The following is a 19,695-nucleotide window of genomic DNA, read 5'->3' as shown; positions in this document are numbered from 1 at the left end:
AAATGGAACAAAATACACCAAATCCAAGTGCTGCAGCTCAACATTCGTCACCAATCGAAAACACCCAACCAGCCGTTGATATTGTTTCACCAGTTGCCCCCACGCCTCTTTCAACGATGCAAGACGATTCTGGTCAGTACGTGACTCTGACATCTCTTTTGATTGTTGTGGCTATCACCATAGTGGTCACACTTGCAGCGGTTTACGGCGGTGCATCGAAAGGATTTTTCAACTTTTCTGGCAACGACTCTGCACAAAAGGTTGTCATCCTGAACCCTGATCGCCTGGTGCAAGCGGGGCTTAAAGCACATGAGGCGAAAGGAACAGGAGCGGACGCACAAGCCGATGCGGCACAGTTCCAAATCGATCTAAAGGGGGAGATAGATCGCTTGTCCAATGAAGGCTACATGGTGATTAACTCACGCGCTGTCGTCGCCTCTGGCAAACACATGGATGTCACAGATGTCGTGCTTGCTCGCCTTGGCCTGAGTCAAGCTGGAGCGTCCAAATGAGCGCAGCATTGGCCTTTTTAGATAAGCACCTTGGCTTCATGGTCCGGGTGCAAGAGAAGGAGCGCAACAGGGCCATTTTGGTGCTGGCTGTCACGTTCTTTGGAGTGATTGGTTTTTCGAACTTCTTCGGTGTATTCATTGACACATCAGAGCTTCGATGCTTGCCTGAGCGCGTGTACATCGGCTATCCAAAACTGCACGAACCACGCATAGGTGACATCGTTAGTTTTGTGTCAACGGAACGAGAGGCTCTTGGCATTTTCCGTGGGCACCGGTTGGCAAAGATCGTTATGGCCCAAGGTGGCGACAGGGTGGTCAGTGATGAACGTGGAGTTTTCATTAATGGCAAATTTATCGCTGACCGATCTCCAGTCAGCCTGCAAAAACTCAAAGAACGCAAACTCGACCCCATCAACATTAACCGAGTGCTACAACCAGGTGAGCTTTTTCTGATGGGCACCCTGCCAAGGTCGTTTGACTCGCGCTATTGGGGGGTGGTTCCAGATCGGCTTGTTGAGAGATATGTTTTGGCGGTGATCTGATGAAGACCCCAACTTATTTCCTGCCCGGTGTGCTGTTGCTTGCATGCTTAGGGTCAGCCCATGCTCAAGACGCGGACAGTCAGTTCAATCGGTATCAGGGCGATGGCTATTACTGGTACAAAAAGGAAGCAGAAGCAGCGGCCCCAAAGAAGCCTGCATCAGCCCCGAAGCCTGTAGAAGCAAATGCAAAAGAGAATAAGCCAGCGCAACTAAAACCATTGTCGGTCGCTTGGATCAAGGCCAACATGCCAATTTTGCTGGAAAAGGCTATCGAAGATCCTACCCGTGAGAATGTTTCAAATTACATGTATGCACAACGTGTCGTGCTGGATAGGTCGCAGGCCTTTTCTGATATGGCGACAGATGTGGTTGCATCCGATGGATACCTCGATGAAAACAATCGCGTTCCCATGGCAGCCTTTGCTCAGAATACTTTTATCCTTCAACTCGCAGAAAGCAAACGTGCTGCGATGAAGTTCCTATCTACAAAAACTGGTGTATGGGTGTTCGTAGATAAACCAGATAAGTGTAGAGCATGTGCCACATACGTTAACGATATTGTTAAGTCCAACGTAGTAGGGCTAGAAACTAAATTTGGATTCAATGTCAGAGTTATTGACGTTAGTAGTCCTGGCGGGATGATTGCGGCACAACGATTCAATTTGAAGTTGACACCAACCACTATGTTGGTATCTCCACCTGATAGCTACTATATTGTTTCTCAGGGTCTTATGGCTGCGACAACATTGCAAGACAAAATACTGGTTGCAGCTCGCATGAATGGCGTTCTGGATAAATCCACCATTGAGTCGATTGAGCCATATTCAAAAGGTCTTATAACAAAAGAAACCTTAAATTCAGCAGAGTATTCTGATGACCCAGCAGTTGTTATGTCAAAATTTAGAACCAGATTAACCGGAGATGAAAAGTGAATTATAAGAAAAGTATTATTATTTTCATCATTGCATCATTGCAAATGTCAACATCCAATGCTGCACTTGATTCCGTCTTGAATGGCATGTTTTTAAATGCGACCGCGCCTGATGTAACAAGTAGCCAATTTCGTGGTACATTGTCTGGTGGCTCTTTGTATGTCAGAACGCCGACAAGCCGTCTTCAATTATTTTCAATAGATCCTCCAAGATTCTCGGCAGGCTGTGGAGGTATTGACCTCTACATGGGTAGTTTTGGTTTTATATCAGCAGCAAAATTAACACAATTTCTTAGAAATATAGCTCAGAATGCTGGCCCATTGTTATTTCAGATGGCAGTTACTAACCTTTTTCCCGGTTTGGCTGAGGGTATTAAAAAATTCCAACAAATAGCTCAGGATATGGGCAAGCAGAATCTTGATAGTTGCAAAATGTCACAGGGGTTGATTGACGCAGCAAGAAATCCAGCCAATGCAATGGCTGATCTGGTGACAAATGTGGAGGCTGGGTGGGCACAAGTCACGGGATGGGCTTCCAACTTTTCAGAGGCTATTGATTCGGCGGTTACGTCGCCAGGAACAGGTGCCAGCCAAGCTAACGTAGCGCATGAACCTGATGGTCATAAAACAATTAACGAACTTGGTAATTTGACATGGAATGCATTGAATACAACTACGTTTGCAGGACAGTTACTCGGGCTTGCGGATTCAGAAGTCATTTCTAAACTTATTATTCATGCTCTAGTTGGTACAGAGATTCGCGGTAAAACTGATTCAGATCTCACCAAGCAACCTACCTCACCTACTCTTCCAAATATTCTCAGGCTGTCGCAACTCGCTAGACCAGACAGCGACACTACGGGGACTCCTGGTTTACCTGTATATGTTTGTGATGAGTACACCATGTGTATGACGCCGACGGCAGGTGAAATTCCTTCAAAGGGCATTAAGGGTTTTGTAGAGCTTCACATGCTTGGAGCCGCTGGTGCGACAGCCCCTTTACCTGGTTCGATTTTCTATCAACTCACTCTTTGTAATGATTCTAATAAATGTGGTCTAAATGCTGGGCAACTCCAATTTCTCAATAATATTTCCAGCGTTCCTGTCGTTGCATTAATAATGCATGGTCAAAAGAATCCACAAATTTTAGGCATGATCATGCCAGGACTTATCAATCAAATGATAGATGAAATCACCGTTTTATATGCTCGCGGATTAATTCAAACCATTCATAGGATGTTTGCATCAACACAAACACCAACATCTCAAACGTTCGATTCATCAAAAATAGAGATGCTTGCGGATTTGCGCGTCTTTGAGGAAAAAGCAGGTAATGGCATCAAGCTTCTGAATGAGAATATGCAGCTTATCGATTCGTCAAATCGTACATTAGGTAATGCATTGGGCTGGCGTTAGTAATTAATTAAGGTAATTTATGCCATTTACAGCTTCTGCAATTTCGACGGCCAATATTGGCACTTGGGATTACTACATCATGAGCGACAACACCGCCGTTTGGCGGGCCATGAATGGATTAGCCGCGTGGTTCAATGCAAGCGGCGGCATGGTTCAAAGCGCAGCCTGGCTTGGGGCTCTTGTTATGCTTTCAATGATGCTTTGGGGTGCTGCAACTCACTCTAAATCGGTCAGTGCGGGTACGCTTGGAAGCTGGTTCTTATTTATGTCATTTATGGGTGTCACTGGAACGGCTCAAGTCACCAATGTGTATTCCGGTGCTGTAACCCTCGTTGCGAATGTTCCCGCCTTAGCGTTGATTCCATCAAGCATGTTTTCAAAAGCTGCTTTCAACATATTCACAACTATGGAAACGGCTTTTCAGGCTGTTCCTGGCAGCTATATGTCCGTTGATCAGAATGCTTTTGTTGGTCCGCTTGATATTCTTTTGAGCCTTCGATCATCAAAAGCATCGAATGCTGCACCAAACTTGTACAAATCTTTGGTTCAGGTAGTTCATGATTGCTCAAAAACTCCTGGTGGTCCTATTATTGCTAAGACTATTGAAAACTCTAAAGATGTTTTGCAATGGCTTGAAACAAATGGAAATCAAATTGGTCTAACAAAAATTTATGCAGTTGGAGATACGTCTGGCGACGGAACAATATTTGCTTGTGGTGGTCCAGGCGGAGCCTTGGAAACTATTAATACGATGTTTACTGTTTTTGCGTCTGGTAGTGGCCCGTTTGTTGGTTTTGTGAATGCGGCTACAACAAAGAAAAATCCACAAGACATTGATGGCAAATGGACTAACGCTAGTGTTCCCAACTCTTGGGATGCGCTTTTTGGACTAATTCCTGGTATCCAGCAGTCTTCATTAGAGTTCACAAAAAACGCTCTTACCGCAACAACAATTACAAACACTCTTGCCTGTCTTAGTCAGTCCGGCATGCTGACTTCTGCAGACAACTGTACGACAGCAGCGTTCGCGTTGGCTGATGGCAAAGAGAGGTGGAAGACGGAAGCTGCTATGGCTGGAGGTGGTTTTTTAAAAACCATGTTTACGTCTATGGGTTTTTTGCAAGTGATATTTTTTGCTCTATTCCCATTCGTTGCCATATATGGTCTTGTCGTTGCAAGTAAAACGTTGGCCGTATTTGGTGGTTATATTTTAATTGGCATTTGGTCACAATCATGGATGATTGTTATCGCACCAATTCAGGCTTATGTTCAAACATCTGTAATTGAAGACATGACCAAGGCCCTTTCTGCCGATCACGCGGGTACTTTGGCTAATATGTCTTCAATCTATGATGGTCTGTCTACGAAGTTGGCTGTCGCATCTGATCTCATGGCCAATGCTCAAATGTTTTCCTTAGCTCTATTAACAGGTTCTGTTTATGCGCTAAGCGGGATGGCTGGCAAGTGGGGGGGCTCAGGGCATAATGATTCTGGCATTATTCAGGATAAGCCTCTTTCAAATGATGCGATTGCAAAGCGTGATGCTATATCTACAACTAACATGATTAGAACTAATGATGGTGGTTTTCAGCTTTCAACGGAATTTGCTGGCGCGTCGGGTGCAAGTGTATCGACAAGCTATATGACTAATCGAAGCCAAACGGCGCAGAATGAAGTTTCGGCTGGATCAAGAGCGTCTAGGGCTCATGATATTGGGGCGGCTATTCGTAGTTCGACTGGTATTCAGGTAAAAGACAGTGAGATTGCTTCAATTTTGGAAACTGCTGAATCAGGAAGTGCATTCACAGGTCAGATCAGTGCTACTGCTATTGCTTCAACTATAAAAGCATTGCAGTCAAGGGGTATGTTTGGCGCTCTTGATAAGCCTGGTCAGATGGCAAATGCTGAAAAGGTGGTTGGGAAAGCGCTGAATCAGTCTGCACAACAAATTCATAAGGAAAAGCCCGGCGTCATTATGGGTATGTTTAGCGATGATGCTGAAATCTCGGCTGAATCGACAGCTATCGTTGCGGAAAATGCTGTGACTGCAATTTCTATTGGGTTGACTGCTGTTGAAGTTGCGTCAGGGGTAGGTTCATTGGCTACTGCTCCAACATTGCTCTCGGGAGTGCTTACAAGAAAGGCCGTTGGCAGCGCTGTGAGAGATGGGATGAAGAAGAGAGCTAAAAAGATCGGGTCTGCTAAAGCTAAAAAGCAATCCGATTGGGCGGCTGGTGCGAAGGATGTTCTTGGCGGTGTAGCACAAGGTTTTGGTGAGGGCACTGGAGCAATGGCTAAAGCGATGATTTCCGACACTATTAAGAAGTCCCATGGCATTGGCAGTGATAGATCGATTACAGGTGGCATTGATATTGGTGCAACTGAGTCAGATATGCTTTCAAATGCCATTGATGCTGGTTTACGAGAATCAGAATCAAATTCTTCTGGTAAAGGATTGACAAATACAACGTCCATTGTTTTAAATAATCAGGCTTTAGACAGGATGGGTACAAATGGCCTTAATGGGAAAACGGGACAAGAACTCAGAAGGCAAACTGCGACAAATCGAGCGAATTTAGATAGCGGTCAAATTCATCAACCAGGCAGCAACCTTCCATACGACAAGGATCAAAAGGCTGCGGCACGTAAGTTTTCGAAGGAAGCAGTTGCAGGATATGAAACCGGTAATGCTGAATTGGACGCTTTTAAAGAAAACGTGTTCTATGAAAACGCTCTTACAGGTAATGTCAATGGTTCACTTGGGGGTATGGCTCAGGCACCTATTGGTGGGGCTGCAGCAGTTGGTGATGCTCTGCCTACGAACACGCAGGCCGCAAAACCTGCGGTGAAGGCTACCGCAGGTCATTATGAGCAGAATAAGGGCAAAGATGGGAAACCCGTTGGCAAAGCTGCGAATCCAACCACTGTTAGGCAATGGCTTAATGGAGATGATCCGAAGAACGCGGCAAGCGTAGAAGCCGCATCTAAGGCTGGCTATCATTGGGTACCTGGAACCAAGGGCCGTGCTGCGACTGATGAGACAATAACACTTGCCGACCCATCAACTACGAATAGTGATTTGACTGGACAACTTTCGAAGAAGGACAGAGCAAACCCTGGCGGCGATATTGCCGGAGGTAACACCAGTCCTCAATTCAAATATCTGGAAGGACAAGTTAATAATGCAAACGCCAATTTGACCAGTGTTGCAGCCGGAAGTCAATCAACTGAAGAAAGACTCGATAAAAGCGGTAAGCCACTTGTGGCTGCAGCCGCGCATGATCGCACAATGAAATGGGTTGCCGTAGGTGCCGCTTTTGGAGTGGCTGCAGTTGGCCAGAGCTTGGGTGTTATGCATAAAAATGCAAAAGATGCTGCTAAAGATGCTGCTAAAAATGCTGGTAACAACACTTCTGGCACTCCTGGCACTCCTGGCACTCCTGGCACTCCTGGTACTTCTGGCACTTCTGGCACTTCTGGCACTCCTGGTACTTCTGGCACTTCTGGCACTTCTGGCACTCGTGGCACTCGTGGCACTCGTGGCACTCGTGGCACTCCTGCGACCGGTACTAATAAGCCACCTCCAGGTAGTTCTGGCACAGTGATTAGACGCGGACGGCGCTGACAGCGTTGCAAAACGGCAACAAATTAGCGGAAATCAATCTTATTTGACTTGGAAATCATGGGTTTTGTTGCAAAACACATATCACCGTAACATTTTTTATCAAGATATGAGTATTATCCCAAGTTAGCGATATTAGAACATCGCTAATTATTTGATAATGACGAATATATTTCGTTAACAATTTCTTGAGCGTCACATCCCCGCTTGATAGTGGGGATTTTATGTTCAAAGAACTTTTTTCATTAATTTGGGTAGTCTTGCGTGGTGCCATCGTATTTGCACCATTATTTATCATCGGAAGCCACTTTACTTTCGGTGTTTTTGTTGTTTCAATTCTGTGGGTTACTTTGTCATTAGCTTTTCTTTTTAGAAAAGCCTTTGCAGGAGCACCGCGTGAAAGCATAGCTACTTCAGAGCCATCTCTTGGTGATGATTTGTCAGACTCAGAGCCATTTCTTGGTGATGATTTGTCAGAATTTGCTTTCATGATGAGCGATGATGGTTACATTAAGTACAACTAGGCTGTACTTAAATCAACAATATCAGCCTTTCAACGAAGTCATCACTGACAGCCAGTAGAAGTTGCGGTGAACGACGGCAATGTAAAAGGCCGCTACAAAAAACAACGAAGCCACCGCATTCATGGATGGCTTCGTTTTTATCATCAGCCAAGCGAACATTGAGGCCACCAGCATCTTGGCCGCTAAAACCACAATCTGAATTGGCACATTGAATACATGTGCTGCCTTGTTCAGTAAAACATTGCGTTCAACAAGATGACCTGTGTTTATTCCCATGAATGTCGAGATTGCGTCCAGTACCTGCAAAATAATAATTAGGACGCATAGGCTTGTAACGGCCATCTTGTAGATTCTGTTCCTTTTGATGGCATTTGGTGAAAGGTCGATCTTGTCGCTTGACCTTCTTTTTTGCATTTCTTGTGGCATTTAAATCCAGTAGCTATAATGTTTGCAACACGTCGTGACTTTAACCGAAAATTATGAACATTTCTCGTAGACACATCGCCAAAGCAATGGTTTTTGCGGCATCTTCGTGCCTGGTGCATCGCTCGTATGCACAGACAGAGACAGCAGAAAAACCGGTCCCGAAGCCTTACCGTGATGTAAGTGTTCCTGCGGATAAAGGTCACATCATTTTTTTCTTTGATTTTTTGTGCCCATTTTGCGCCAAATATCATCCGTCTTTTATGAGATGGGCTCCTACAGTTCCGAAGTCAATCAGGGTCAGTTCTGTTCCTGTTGTCAATGCGGGGAATGCCGCGACCATGCGCGATCAGATTATTGCTGCCCGATGCTTTTTTGCTGCAAAAGAACTGGCAACCCCAGATCAACTCAATCGATTTGTGTCGGCTGTTTATATCAATGTCTCCAATGGTGTTCCGTTCAGCTCTCAAAGTGGTTGGATTACCGCTGTTCAATCTGCTGGTTTAGATTTGGGTAAATTTGGCAAAGGAATTAGTGCATCCTCACAGCTCGGAAGCATTCGTGACTCGGCAAAACAAGTGGCACTCTATATGCTCGATGCGACTCCAAGCGTGGCAATTGACGGTAAATATGTGGTTACACCTGACAATGTTGGAGGCAACCAGGAATACTTTTTTACCCTGATCAATGGACTTGCATCAAAAATACTCGTCGGATAAATATGTTTAAAAGCTTTTTTTCGTTCCTTTCTTTCAAAGAAAGTCCTCAACGCAACCAGATCTCTGCACCTGATCCTGTGGAGATCGATTCCGATGATCGTGGCAATGAGATAGAAGCTCCGGTTCTTCGGGTAAGCGAATACACACATGGGCAAGAGTTGAGTGGGTGGGTCTTGAAAGTCAATGATGGTGGCATCGTTGTTTCGCTACCAAACACTGAAACCGGCCTTGTTTTGCGGGATGAGGTGTACTGGAGAGGCTACCCCAAAAAGTTCAAGAAGGGCGATTGGGTCGATGTGGTTGTTATTGCTTTCAAGCCGGAGAAGGGTCTGTTCCTGTCAATCCGCCGTGCGAACAGTGCGGAGCGCATCAAGGCAGTTTACGAAACGGTGACGGTCGGCGCTGTCCTTTCCGGGAAGATCAAATCGGTCAAAGAGTATGGTGTCTTTGTGTCTGTCGGACCTGGGGTTGAAGGCCTGTGCCATGTGAGCCACATAACCGACATCTCTGCTTTTGACAAACACGCCATTGGTCAAGATGTCAAAGTCCGGGTTCTTGAATTCATTGAGGCTGAAGATCGCATCCAACTGGAGTTTGTGTGAAATCAATCTTTTTTGTACTTTGTTTGGTTACACCAGTATTTTCGATGGCTCAGGCAGTACCTTTTGATCAATGCTTTTCTGAAGCTGCCCAGCGGTTTTCGATCAACAAATCTTTGTTGATGGCTATCGCAAAAACGGAATCCAACCTCAATCCGCGTGCGATTGGCCCCACCAATAAAAACGGTAGCTTTGACATCGGACTCATGCAGATCAATTCTGGCTGGCTACCAACTTTGGACCGCTATGGGATTTCGTATGCGGATCTTCGCTTGGCATGTACAAATATTTATGTTGGTGCTTGGATTATGGCGAACAACATCTCAAGTCATGGCCAGACATGGAAGGCCGTTGGAGCCTACAACGCCAAAACGACATCAAAGCGTGAGATCTATGTCTATAAGGTACGCAAGAATCTCAACGAACTTCAAATGGCATCGAACTAGGGTCTGTTATGTCAAAAATTGGTGACTTTATCGCGTGGATTTTTATCTGCATGCTTTTGATTTGGTTTGCGGGGTTGATTTTTTCAACCGATAAATGCACACGGGTTCATCGATCTGCGTGGCCTGTTATTTATGGGATGGGCGCTGTGGAGTCGCTTAGCGAGAATTGGGTGAGTGCTGGAACAAAGCTGAAGATGCTTAGGTACAAAGCGAACGGGGCCGTCGCTATGCAAAATGTGTTTGAAAAAACTGTTTACGGAGACAAAGAAAAATGCACCAAGTAGGAGTTGTTAAGCTTAACCCAATTGTTGCTAGGTCTGTTGAGCAGTCCGGGCGCTTTGTGTCAACAGGAGGACATGCCGAAGGAAAGGTTATTGATACTTTAAACAACATTTTTGAATTGGCTGTGGTTGACAGGATTTCTGACATTCACTTTGAATTTGATGACATCGACGGCATGCTTGTGCGTGGTCGAATGGCGGGTGATTTGATGTTTTTGGAATATTCCCTGCCGACAGAGTTGGCTCGTATTGCCCGAACAAAAATTTGCGCGAAGTCAAAGCTCAACGATCAGGAGCGCTTAATCCCGCAAGATGGCCGAATGATGGTTTATTTCGGTGGGCGACGGGTTGACATTCGGGTAGCCCTGATCCCGACCGTGGGCGGCTACAAGATTGTTTGCCGGTTGCTTGACTCAAATAACTCAGATATTCAGATTGACGAACTCGAAATGCCTTTCTTGATCAAAGAAGCCATGAAACGAGTAGCCGAATCCCCGGAAGGGATGGTGTTGCTCTCTGGCCCGACGGGATCTGGTAAGACAACAACGCTATATGCAATGCTGCGGTATCTCAATGATGAGTCCCGACACATTCTCACTATTGAAAATCCGGTGGAGTATTCCATCAAGGAATTCACGCAGATTGACGTGGATGGCAACATGACTTTTTCCATGGCAATGAAGTCCGCCTTGCGTCTTGACCCGGACGTGATCATGGTCGGTGAGTTGCGCGATGAAGAGTCAGCCGCAATTGGTGTCAAAGCCGGGGCAACAGGCCACATGATGCTTTCCACAGTGCACGCCAACAGTGCTCCTGAGACTTTGACACGGTTGATGGCGATGGGGTTGAAAAGCAATTCAATCTCTGCTGTGATGTCAGCCATGATTGCACAGCGTTTGGTGAAAAAAATTGGGGCTGATGCCGAAATTGAATGGATCAAACCTAACGACATCGAGCGTCAATGGCTGCAAAAACGTCAGATGTATTCTGAGTCCCAGGTGTTTCCAAAAATCGTTAAGGGCGGGTTTGGTGGGCGTGTTGCGATGATCGAAATGATTGAGATGACTCAGGACATGCGTTACTTGATGGACATGTCTGAAACAGAACCCAATTGGATCAATAAACTGGTGGAAATGGCAGTCAACCAAGAGCAGTTTGAGACACTGGCACAGGCCGGTGTACGTTTGGCACTAGAAGGAAAGACCACGCTGAGGGAGGTCATGAAAGCTGTTGGCGCTACGGGCTATGTGCCTACCCGTCGCAGGTTTGAGCAAATTCTGATTCATCAGGGTTTGTTGAGTTTGGAATCGCTTGAGGACTCTCACCGCGAGATTAGCGAAAGTCGTCATGCTGGGCGCGTTGTCACTTTGGAAGACTATTTGGTAAAAATGGAACTATGCAAGCTTGAGGACGTGACCAACGCGATCAAGATGGCCGGCAACTTAGTCGGGTGAATTGATTCTTGAAATATTTTCTTAAAATTTTGATAGAATATGATCTTTGCAACACATCTTTTTTAAACATATGCGTAAATCACAACTTTTGATGCTCGTTCTGGGTTTGACTTTGACTGTTAAATCTTTTGCAACTCCCGCGACTGATTTGCTGGACAAGTTGAAAAAAACCTATCCCAACATTCCGTTTTCGCATGTTGTGGAAACCCCTGTGACGGGTATTTACGAGGCCGGTTTTGGCAAAGACATCTTGTACGTGGAGGCAAGTGGCACGTACTTTTTCCCAACAATGGTCAACATGATCACCAAGCAAAACCTGGGCGAAGATCGCAGGGCAGAGCTGAACAAAGTGAACTTCTCTGACCTGCCTCTGAAGGATGCAATCAAAGTTGTGAACGGCGACGGTAGCCGCGAAATGGTGGTCTTTTCTGACCCAAATTGTTCGTATTGCAAACGCCTTGAACAAGTCTTGTCCAACACCAAAGATACAACGGTTTACGTCTTTGCGGTCGGCATCTTGGGCGAGGATTCGGTTAAAAAAGCGAACGCGATTTCATGCGCTGACGGCGACAAGGGAAAGCTGTGGAGATCAATGGTTCTTGAAGGGAAAACGATTCCAGCTAAGTCCTGCGATAACTCGCCAGTTACTCGCAATTTGGCTTTGTTTCAAACCCTCGGCTTCCAGGGTACGCCTGGCATCGTTTTCAAAAATGGAACGGTGGTTAAAGGCTTCATCGATGCCCCCAAGATTGAAGAGCTGCTGGCTAAAAAGTAAATCATGCGAATTCCTTTTGATTTAATCGCCGCTGTCTTGTTGGCCGCTTCGGTCACTGTACACGCTGAAGACCTCGGGGTTTACGGCAGCACCTATGAGATCAAAGAGCGTGATGCGATTGATTCGTTCAAGGAAGCTGCCGCAAAGAAACTGGCCAACGGCGGCAAAGAACAAATGATCGAAGGAGCCAAAGATCGCTATCTCGACTCCCTTGCAAACGTCAAAACACCTGACGGGATTCATGCTGCAAAAGCAAACCAGATCAGACATGTTGATCTGAGTGAAACCGTCAAAGAAACGATCAAGGACACCAACGGCTTTGTGATCGTTGCAGCAGGGACAAAGATCAATCCTTTGGCGCTTGGGGGGTTGTCAAAAAAACTGTTCTTTATCGACGCCAAAGAGGACTGGCAGATTGACCTGGTAAGGCGTAGATCCAAGCCTGAAGATAAAATTATTTTGCTTGGCGGTTCGATATTCGTGGCTGGTGAAAAACTAAATCGGAAGGTTTACCTTGATGTTCCAGGTCTGCATAAACGCATGGACATAAGGGTTTTACCTTCAATTGCATCCCAGGACGGTGCGTTACTTAAAGTTGAAGAGGTCAAACAGTGAAGTCTTTCAAATCATTTGTTGTTGGCTGTCTTCTGGTGGCAACGTGTCTTCAATCCATTGCTGCGTCAGATAAATGTCCGAATAAATTTCCAAACTTTATCAGTGATATTTGTTGGTCTTGCATGTTCCCCTTTCGTCTTTGGGGACTCAACATCATGAAGCTCAACAATGAGGACTTTGATACCGACGCCAATTCAACCCCAGTATGCTATTGCTTTAGTTCATTGAAAATCGGTGTTCCAATCGCATTTTGGGAACCAGCCTATATCGTCGATGTCCACATGGAGCCGGGTTGTTTACCAACACTTGCAGGACTTGAATTGCCTTTGCCGTGGAAGGACGGTCAGACGGGATCAACTGAAATAACAAAGAAGTCGGGTGCAGGTTATATTTATCGTCATTCAGCGTATTACGTTGCACCAATAATGTATTTACTGGAATCTGTACTTGATGACACTTGCGCTGATCGCTCACCGTTTGATGTGGGCTGGACAAGTGAATTCGATCCAACGTGGGATGATGACCAGCTTATGATGATTAAGATGCCAATTGCATTCGCATTTGGCACTCTGCCAGCGATTTTGGCTTCTGCACCGGATGCGGCGTCGGCGGCAGTTGGATTCCCAATTGATTCAATCTTTTGGCATGCGGGCTCGTGGGGGCCGATCTACCCGCTGGGTGGTATCGTTTCCAACTATTCATCAAACGATCAGGTCGGGCGACTGGTGGCCACTCGCATGCTGGCAGAGGCTCACGCGATGAGCGAGATGGCGGGGCTGTTCGCAAAGGGCTCTGGTAGATCCTTTGCCTGCAGACCGGGTGAGGTTGGGTGCAATAGCAGCGTGACCAAAAGGGCTATGTGTGCTGGCAGTCCGCTCGATATGCCGAAGGCCTTGGTCATGCAAAAGAGCCAATACAAAATCCAACGCATTTTTCCAGTACCTCAGACCGCAAAGTTGCCTTTAGGCGGGTGTTGTAGTCCGATTGGTCGATCGTCAATTTTGATGGAGATTGGCACTCAAGCACCAACCAAGGGGTTCAGAGACTTTGGTTATCAGGTTTTTAGAAAACGGGACTGTTGTGCGGGCGTTGTATCGCCAGCGTCGGCCCCATAGTCAGCAAAAAAAATGAAACACAAAACTTTTGCCTTTTCCATGATGATGGTTTGGCTTGTGGCACAGGCTCAATCCTTGCCGGGTGAAGCTGATGTGGCTGTCCAGCGTCAAAAGATGTTGGACGCCATGGCTGCAACGGCCAATGTGACTGCACCTGGTCCCGCTCCTGCCAGATCGGGCACCGGTCCCAACTTTGATGCTATCGACAAGTTGTCTGCCCCCGTGAATGCGCAAGCTAAGCCTGTTGACTTTATGAACCTGGCCCGATCCGGCGCAGCACAGCAACGGGCTCTAGCCCAGCCGAATCGCAAGGTATCTGATTTGATGATTTTTGTCTCAATGAGCATGCCTGATCAGATGTTGACAAATTACGCGATTCAGGCAAAACGGTTTGGTGCTGTATTGCTGATGCGTGGATTTGTGGATAACAAGTTAAGCCGCACTCGTGAAGTGCTATCCAGGTTGAATAAGGCTGGCGTCGAGTTTGAGATCAGCCCTGAGCCGTTCAAATACTTCAAGATCACCAAAGTCCCAACTATTGTTCTTGCCGCTGCTGATGCTGTTTCAGTCTTGGAAAACGGATGTGCAAGACCGGACACTTTCATCTCGATTGCCGGTGACATCACTTTACTGGATGCACTGGATAAATTTTCACTTTTAAGCAAGTCTGTCTTGGCAAAAGACGCAAAAGCTCGCATTGTTTTGGATCGTCAAACAGGAACTAAAGGGTAATCATGGACTTCATCAAGGAAAAACCGAAATTTGTCTCTATTGCCGAACGCATCATCTATGGCACGCTTGGAGTTTCAGCGCTCTCAACCCTTTTCGTATTTCTGTTTGGTCCGGTCGAATTTCCCGAGTTGCTGGCAAACATGCTTTTGTTGGGTGCCGTGGCCACATTGCCTTACGCGATGGGTCGTGGGAGCAACAAGGCCCGTTTCATCTACTCGGGATTCACGATCTTGTCAGCGTTGATCATGTTTGGTACCAGTGATTTCATCCAGAATTCGCCTCGTTTTGATTTGCATATCGGTGTTTTGTTGACGCCCATCGAATTGTTCGTGTGTGGCATGCTGTTTACCAAAGAATCAAGCGAGTGGTTCAAGAAGGCCAAGCCGGTTGTCAAAAAGGCGGCTGAATAGCCTTCAAAAAGGCAATAAAAAATACCCCGCAAAGCAGGGTATTTCGGGTTGGAATATCACTCAAGAGTGATCGGTAAACCTAAGCGGTTTGCCACAGAGTTAGCAGCTCGAATGAACTCGGTACGATCATCAGGCCCCCATCGAAATAGGAACGTCATTTCAAGACAAGGCAGCATGCCCTTGCATTGAGCTTGAAGTGCTGGTTCTTCGGTCAAATTGCCTGAATACGAAGTCAGTCGTTGCGCCGACGAGATGGTTTCTCGTGGCGATAACGGCGATGTCAAAGCACCTTCAGACGCAGCTTTTCTGGCCATGTCAGCGATTTCAGCGAGGTAGTTGGCAACCTTTGGGTGAATGCCAGGAGCCTTGCCGGTCATCATGGCAACTTCATCATTAACGCTCATGTACTTGACGCGAATGCCCAAAGTAAAGCGGCTCAGTAAAGCAATGTTTTGCTTTTGAGTGCCTTTGTAACTGCCTTTGCCAACACCATCGATTGCATTGCCAGTGGCACCAATCCGGAAATTTTGATGAGCTTTTACAAGCTCGCCGGTTTCAGGAATCGTGTACACCTTGGCTTGCAACGCAGTATTCAAACCGCCTGCAACTTCAGGTGGCAGAAAGTTCATCTCGTCGAGTAACAAAATTCCGCCAAGACGCATTGCTGCGATCAGTGGTCCATCAGCCCATCCAGTTGAACCGTCTGGTAGCAATGTCACGCGGCCAATGAATTCTTGAAATTCCATGCCGCCATGACAACCGACTGCAAACACAGGCCAGTTAAGGCGTGCCGCAACTTGTTCAATCAATGTTGTCTTTCCGGTACCGGTTTCGCCTTGCAAAAGAATGTTCTTTTCAGCGCCGTGAGTCCAATACTGAATCGTTTTCAAGTGTTCCTTACGAAACACATAAGCACGATCACGCTCGGGGACGTACTCTGACAAGCCTTCAAGAACAGGGAAACGCGAGTTTTCACGAACCGCATCAGGAAAGCGTGCGAAGCCGAAAAGATCGTCACCATAACCAAAGTTTTTGTATATAACTGCCATTGAATTTCTCCATAAAAGTGCCTGCTTGATTGCAAGGTACTGTTTTGGAGATGCTGACTTTTCGTAAAGTCTTGATGCGATGGGTTGGGCGGTAGCAATTTGGCTAACTGGCGAGCGCACAGCCTGGCTTTGGGGCGGGAGGATGTCAAGTTTTGCGAACCGTTGTGTCTGCCAATGTTGCGATCATGGATTTCAAAATTAGCTACTTTTTTGGCTGCATGTTGGCTACAATCTTTGCAACATCAACATTTATTCGCCACAATGAACCACATCACCAGACAGTCTGTCGCAAAAGCCACTGATGCAAAAGCTGAAAAAGCAATCTCGGATCTTGTCCGCAGCGCACCAAAATATGATGACTTTGGGCTTGACCCTCAAGTGATCTCGGTGGACACGCTGACGGAAAAGTATTTGAAGCCCGGCGAGAAAAATGTAGAGGATCTTTACCGGCGAGTGGCAACTTTCCTTGCCTCAAAGGAGGCTGATGGCCAACGTGATCATTGGGCGAGTGAATTTTTGGAAAACATGCGTGCCGGTGGCATCGGGGCAGGGCGCATCATGAGTTCGGCTGGAACTGGCTTACAGGCCACTCTCATCAATTGCTTTGTCGAGCCTGTTGGTGATGCTGTAAGCCATTTTGATGACGACGGCTACCCAGGCATCTACGAAGCTCTCAAGCAAGCCGCCGAAACAATGCGCAGGGGCGGCGGGGTTGGTTATGACTTTTCACGCATCCGGCCCTGTGGCTCGTATGTGAAAGGGACGGCTTCGAATGCATCCGGCCCATGCAGCTACATCGACATTTTCGATGCCAGTTGCAAAACTGTGGAGAGCGCAGGAGCCCGTCGTGGTGCTCAGATGGGAGTGCTTCGAATTGACCACCCTGATGTCTTGGAGTTCATCACTGCGAAGCGCACGCAGGGTCGCTGGAACAATTTCAACGTGTCAGTGGGTATCTCAGAAGAGTTTATGCAGGCCGTTTTCGGTGGCAAATCATGGGATCTGGTCCACAAGGCGTCCCCCAACGACACCTTGAAAGCCGCTGGTGCTTTTCTTCGTTCTGACGGTAAATGGGTCTACCGCTCGATGCCAGCAGTTGACTTGTGGAACACCATCATGAAGTCCACATACGACTACGCAGAGCCTGGCGTTCTGTTTCTGGACAACATCAATGCTGCCAATAATTTACGTTACTGTGAGCAGATCGCTGCTAGTAATCCATGCGGAGAGCAGCCACTTCCCTCTTATGGTTGTTGCGATCTTGGGCCGGTGATTTTGACGCGCTTTGTCAAGAATCCTTTTGGGCTGACGGGTTCTCCCTATTTTGATTTTGATGCGTTTGAAGACGTTGTTGCCACACAGGTCCGCATGCTTGACAATGTTCTGGATGTGACTGTGTGGCCACTGCCGGAGCAGGAGCAGGAGGCCAACAACAAACGCCGCGTGGGCGTGGGCTTCACGGGCATGGGTGATGCGCTGATCATGATGTGCTTGCCGTACAACACAGCACAAGGCCGGTCGTTTGCTGAGTCTGTGGCGATCTCGATGAAGAATGCCGCTTACTTTGCGTCGGTGGAACTGGCTAAAGAGCGTGGTGCATTTCCTCTTTTTGATGCCGACAAGTACCTGGAAGACGGCACCTTTGCAAGCACCCTGGATGAAAGCCTCAAGGCAAAGATCCGTGAGCATGGCATTCGAAACTCTCATTTGCTTTCAATTGCGCCAACAGGCACTGTGAGCCTGGCGTTTGCCGACAACGCAAGCAACGGCATCGAACCAGCCTTCAGTTGGACTTACCAGCGCAAAAAACGAGCTGCAAATGGTGGCCATTCGATTTACGACGTGGAAGACTACGCATACCGCCTTTACCGGCACTTGGGAGGCGATGTATCGAAGTTGCCGGATTACTTTGTGACGGCTTTGAGCATGAGTGCCACTGACCACATTGCCATGATGGAAGTTGTACAGCCTCATGTGGATTCGGCCATCAGTAAAACCATCAACGTCGCTGAAGACTACGACTTTGAGGATTTCAAAGGCTTGTACCTGAAGGCTTGGAAGGCAAAACTCAAAGGAGTGGCTACCTACCGACCCAACAGCACGCTCGGAGCTGTCCTGATCGCGCCTAGCGCGTCCACAGAGCAAAAAGACCAGGTGCCTGATCTCGCGCCTGCCGTTGTTGTTGATCCGATGCGACAAATGATTGAGCGTCGTCCGGCTGGTAGTCTGCCAGCGGTGGCCGAGAAAATCGAGTACATCACCCAGCACGACGGAAAAAAGACCCTTTATCTTCTGGTGTCGTTCCTGCCGGTTGAGGGGAAGAGTGGCGAAAAGCACTTAAGAGCCATCGAGTTCTTCATGCCCGTAGGCCAAAGCGCAGTGTCGCAACAGTGGATCAGTTCAAGCATGCGCTTGTTGTCGTTGGCCGCTCGCGGTGGTTTTCTTGAGCGTGCGCTGGATGACATGCGCAAGGTGACATGGGATCGCGGCCCGGTTCGCCTTGGTCGATACGTTAAGGAAGACGGCGGCAGTGTCCCCATGTTCCATGACTCGGAAGTTGCCGCCATCGCTTACCAGATCCAACAGATCATTGCCGAGCATCACATCTTGTTCAATTTGAACTCAGGCGAGTCTGAAGAAACGTCAGCCGCCATCAAACCGGTCGCCAAGGCAGAGCCTGCAGTCACCCATGGCTTGATGGCCGGAAAGAAATGTTTTGAGTGTGGGGCGCACGCGGTTGTCCGTCGTGACGGGTGCGACAAATGCACCAATTGCGGCATGTTGGGTGCTTGCGGCTAATTCGTGTGCGTTTACGCATAAGGTGAAATCTTTGACGCATAAAGTGAAACCTTTTTGCGCATAAAGTGAAACCATCCTTGGGATACTTGCAAATTCCGAGTCGTTTGTATCAGCGTATGTTCACGGATCGCATCACCGTTCATTACTGGGATGGTAATGCCGCGTGTTGTATATATCATGCTAAATCCTAGTACAGCGGACGCGGATGTTGATGATGCAACCATTCGCAAGTGCGCTGGCTTCGGCAAAAGACTTGGTTACGGCGGCTTTGATGTGGTCAACCTCTACGCTTTTCGAGCAACTAAACCAGCAGACCTCAAGCAAGCGAGCTACCCGGTTGGCGAGCGCAACGATGAATTCATCCGTTCCAGTTTACTGACGACTTCGACTGTTATTTGCGCATGGGGATCAAACGCAAAGGGGCTTGCTCGTCCAGTAGAGGTGTTGACACTGCTAAAAAGTATTGGCAAGAAGCCGATGGCTTTGCAGATCAATGCAGGGGGAGTCCCTGCGCATCCACTGATGCTGCCATAAACATGCGATCGGCATTGGACAGGGATGCGACGCAGATGATGTTCCGCGCGAGGTTTGGCAACCGGTGATTCGCCTTGGAATGACGCTATGAAAAGTTTACGAGTCCAGCGGGCCGGTTTGACGGTTGTGGAACCCAGTAGATCCATTGAGCATCGAGCACGGGGACACCCCTTCGGGTGGGCAAGCGCCAAAACCGC

The 19,695-nt window shown here is 47.4% G+C and carries 20 protein-coding genes; 17 read left to right on the top strand and 3 right to left on the bottom strand.

The features are described from left to right. Positions 1-2 precede the first annotated feature (2 nt). From BLL52_RS19230 to BLL52_RS20115, 5 genes are read left to right on the top strand one after another with little or no spacing between them, the layout of a single operon-like run. Entirely contained in the window at positions 3-512 is a 510-nt protein-coding gene (locus BLL52_RS19230) for a hypothetical protein (RefSeq protein ID WP_139313498.1), read from the top strand. Further along, positions 509-1,054, top strand: a complete 546-nt coding sequence (locus BLL52_RS19225; protein WP_075588240.1) for a S26 family signal peptidase — start codon at positions 509-511, stop codon at positions 1,052-1,054. Before BLL52_RS19230 ends, BLL52_RS19225 begins: the two co-directional genes overlap by 4 nt. Further along, positions 1,054-1,986: a conjugal transfer protein TraF gene (gene traF / locus BLL52_RS19220; protein WP_075588239.1), complete on the top strand. Its 933-nt coding sequence runs from the start codon at positions 1,054-1,056 to the stop codon at positions 1,984-1,986. Before BLL52_RS19225 ends, traF begins: the two co-directional genes overlap by 1 nt. Next, positions 1,983-3,401 (top strand): conjugal transfer protein TraH, encoded by a 1,419-nt coding sequence (locus BLL52_RS19215; RefSeq protein WP_075588238.1) that lies wholly within the window; start codon positions 1,983-1,985, stop codon positions 3,399-3,401. Before traF ends, BLL52_RS19215 begins: the two co-directional genes overlap by 4 nt. A gap of 19 nt (positions 3,402-3,420) precedes the next feature. After that, entirely contained in the window at positions 3,421-7,026 is a 3,606-nt protein-coding gene (locus BLL52_RS20115) for a conjugal transfer protein TraG N-terminal domain-containing protein (RefSeq protein ID WP_083634088.1), read from the top strand. Positions 7,027-7,081: 55 nt separating this feature from the next. Here BLL52_RS20115 and BLL52_RS20575 read toward each other — a convergent pair whose 3' ends face one another. After that, positions 7,082-7,513: a hypothetical protein gene (locus BLL52_RS20575; RefSeq protein WP_139313497.1), complete on the bottom strand. Its 432-nt coding sequence runs from the start codon at positions 7,511-7,513 to the stop codon at positions 7,082-7,084. Positions 7,514-7,568: 55 nt separating this feature from the next. Then, a complete protein-coding gene (locus BLL52_RS19200; RefSeq protein ID WP_139313496.1) occupies positions 7,569-7,973 on the bottom strand; it encodes a DUF5658 family protein in 405 nt (134 codons plus the stop codon). Between the two features lie 53 nt (positions 7,974-8,026). Here BLL52_RS19200 and BLL52_RS20570 point away from each other — a divergent pair, with 53 nt between their 5' ends. From BLL52_RS20570 to BLL52_RS19155, 10 genes are read left to right on the top strand one after another with little or no spacing between them, the layout of a single operon-like run. Beyond that, a complete protein-coding gene (locus BLL52_RS20570) occupies positions 8,027-8,689 on the top strand; it encodes a thioredoxin domain-containing protein (RefSeq protein WP_139313495.1) in 663 nt (220 codons plus the stop codon). Between the two features lie 2 nt (positions 8,690-8,691). Further along, positions 8,692-9,291 carry a S1 RNA-binding domain-containing protein gene (locus BLL52_RS19195; RefSeq protein WP_075588236.1) on the top strand — a complete coding sequence of 200 codons (600 nt, stop codon included), beginning with the start codon at positions 8,692-8,694 and terminating at the stop codon, positions 9,289-9,291. Continuing rightward, complete coding sequence (locus tag BLL52_RS19190; protein ID WP_241839293.1) at positions 9,288-9,734, top strand: lytic transglycosylase domain-containing protein; 447 nt, start codon at positions 9,288-9,290, stop codon at positions 9,732-9,734. The genes BLL52_RS19195 and BLL52_RS19190 overlap by 4 nt, the downstream gene beginning before the upstream one ends. Before the next feature lie 8 nt (positions 9,735-9,742). Continuing rightward, positions 9,743-10,018 (top strand): hypothetical protein, encoded by a 276-nt coding sequence (locus BLL52_RS19185; protein ID WP_075588234.1) that lies wholly within the window; start codon positions 9,743-9,745, stop codon positions 10,016-10,018. Beyond that, entirely contained in the window at positions 10,006-11,469 is a 1,464-nt protein-coding gene (locus BLL52_RS19180) for a GspE/PulE family protein (RefSeq protein ID WP_075588233.1), read from the top strand. The genes BLL52_RS19185 and BLL52_RS19180 overlap by 13 nt, the downstream gene beginning before the upstream one ends. 46 nt (positions 11,470-11,515) lie before the next feature. Beyond that, complete coding sequence (locus BLL52_RS19175) at positions 11,516-12,244, top strand: DsbC family protein (RefSeq protein ID WP_083634087.1); 729 nt, start codon at positions 11,516-11,518, stop codon at positions 12,242-12,244. A gap of 3 nt (positions 12,245-12,247) precedes the next feature. Then, entirely contained in the window at positions 12,248-12,859 is a 612-nt protein-coding gene (locus BLL52_RS19170) for a hypothetical protein (protein ID WP_075588232.1), read from the top strand. Next, complete coding sequence (locus BLL52_RS19165; protein ID WP_139313494.1) at positions 12,856-13,974, top strand: TraU family protein; 1,119 nt, start codon at positions 12,856-12,858, stop codon at positions 13,972-13,974. The genes BLL52_RS19170 and BLL52_RS19165 overlap by 4 nt, the downstream gene beginning before the upstream one ends. Positions 13,975-13,986: 12 nt before the next feature. Then, positions 13,987-14,706, top strand: a complete 720-nt coding sequence (trbC, locus tag BLL52_RS19160) for a type-F conjugative transfer system pilin assembly protein TrbC (protein WP_075588231.1) — start codon at positions 13,987-13,989, stop codon at positions 14,704-14,706. Between the two features lie 2 nt (positions 14,707-14,708). Then, complete coding sequence (locus BLL52_RS19155; RefSeq protein WP_075588230.1) at positions 14,709-15,116, top strand: hypothetical protein; 408 nt, start codon at positions 14,709-14,711, stop codon at positions 15,114-15,116. A gap of 56 nt (positions 15,117-15,172) precedes the next feature. Here the strand turns inward: BLL52_RS19155 and BLL52_RS19150 are convergent, their stop codons facing one another. Then, positions 15,173-16,165, bottom strand: a complete 993-nt coding sequence (locus BLL52_RS19150; protein WP_075588229.1) for an ATP-binding protein — start codon at positions 16,163-16,165, stop codon at positions 15,173-15,175. 261 nt (positions 16,166-16,426) lie between these two features. On the opposite strand from BLL52_RS19150, the gene BLL52_RS19145 reads away from it, so the two are divergent. Then, the gene (locus BLL52_RS19145) at positions 16,427-18,964 is read left to right on the top strand and encodes an adenosylcobalamin-dependent ribonucleoside-diphosphate reductase (protein WP_083634085.1); all 2,538 of its coding nucleotides are present in this window, start codon (positions 16,427-16,429) and stop codon (positions 18,962-18,964) included. Positions 18,965-19,120: 156 nt separating this feature from the next. Then, a complete protein-coding gene (locus BLL52_RS19140) occupies positions 19,121-19,498 on the top strand; it encodes a DUF1643 domain-containing protein (protein WP_158025715.1) in 378 nt (125 codons plus the stop codon). Positions 19,499-19,695: the final 197 nt, after the last annotated feature.

The organism is Rhodoferax antarcticus ANT.BR (assembly GCF_001938565.1).
Classification (GTDB): Bacteria; Pseudomonadota; Gammaproteobacteria; order Burkholderiales; family Burkholderiaceae_C; genus Rhodoferax; species Rhodoferax antarcticus.
This window is presented reverse-complemented; position numbering and strand designations above follow the sequence as displayed.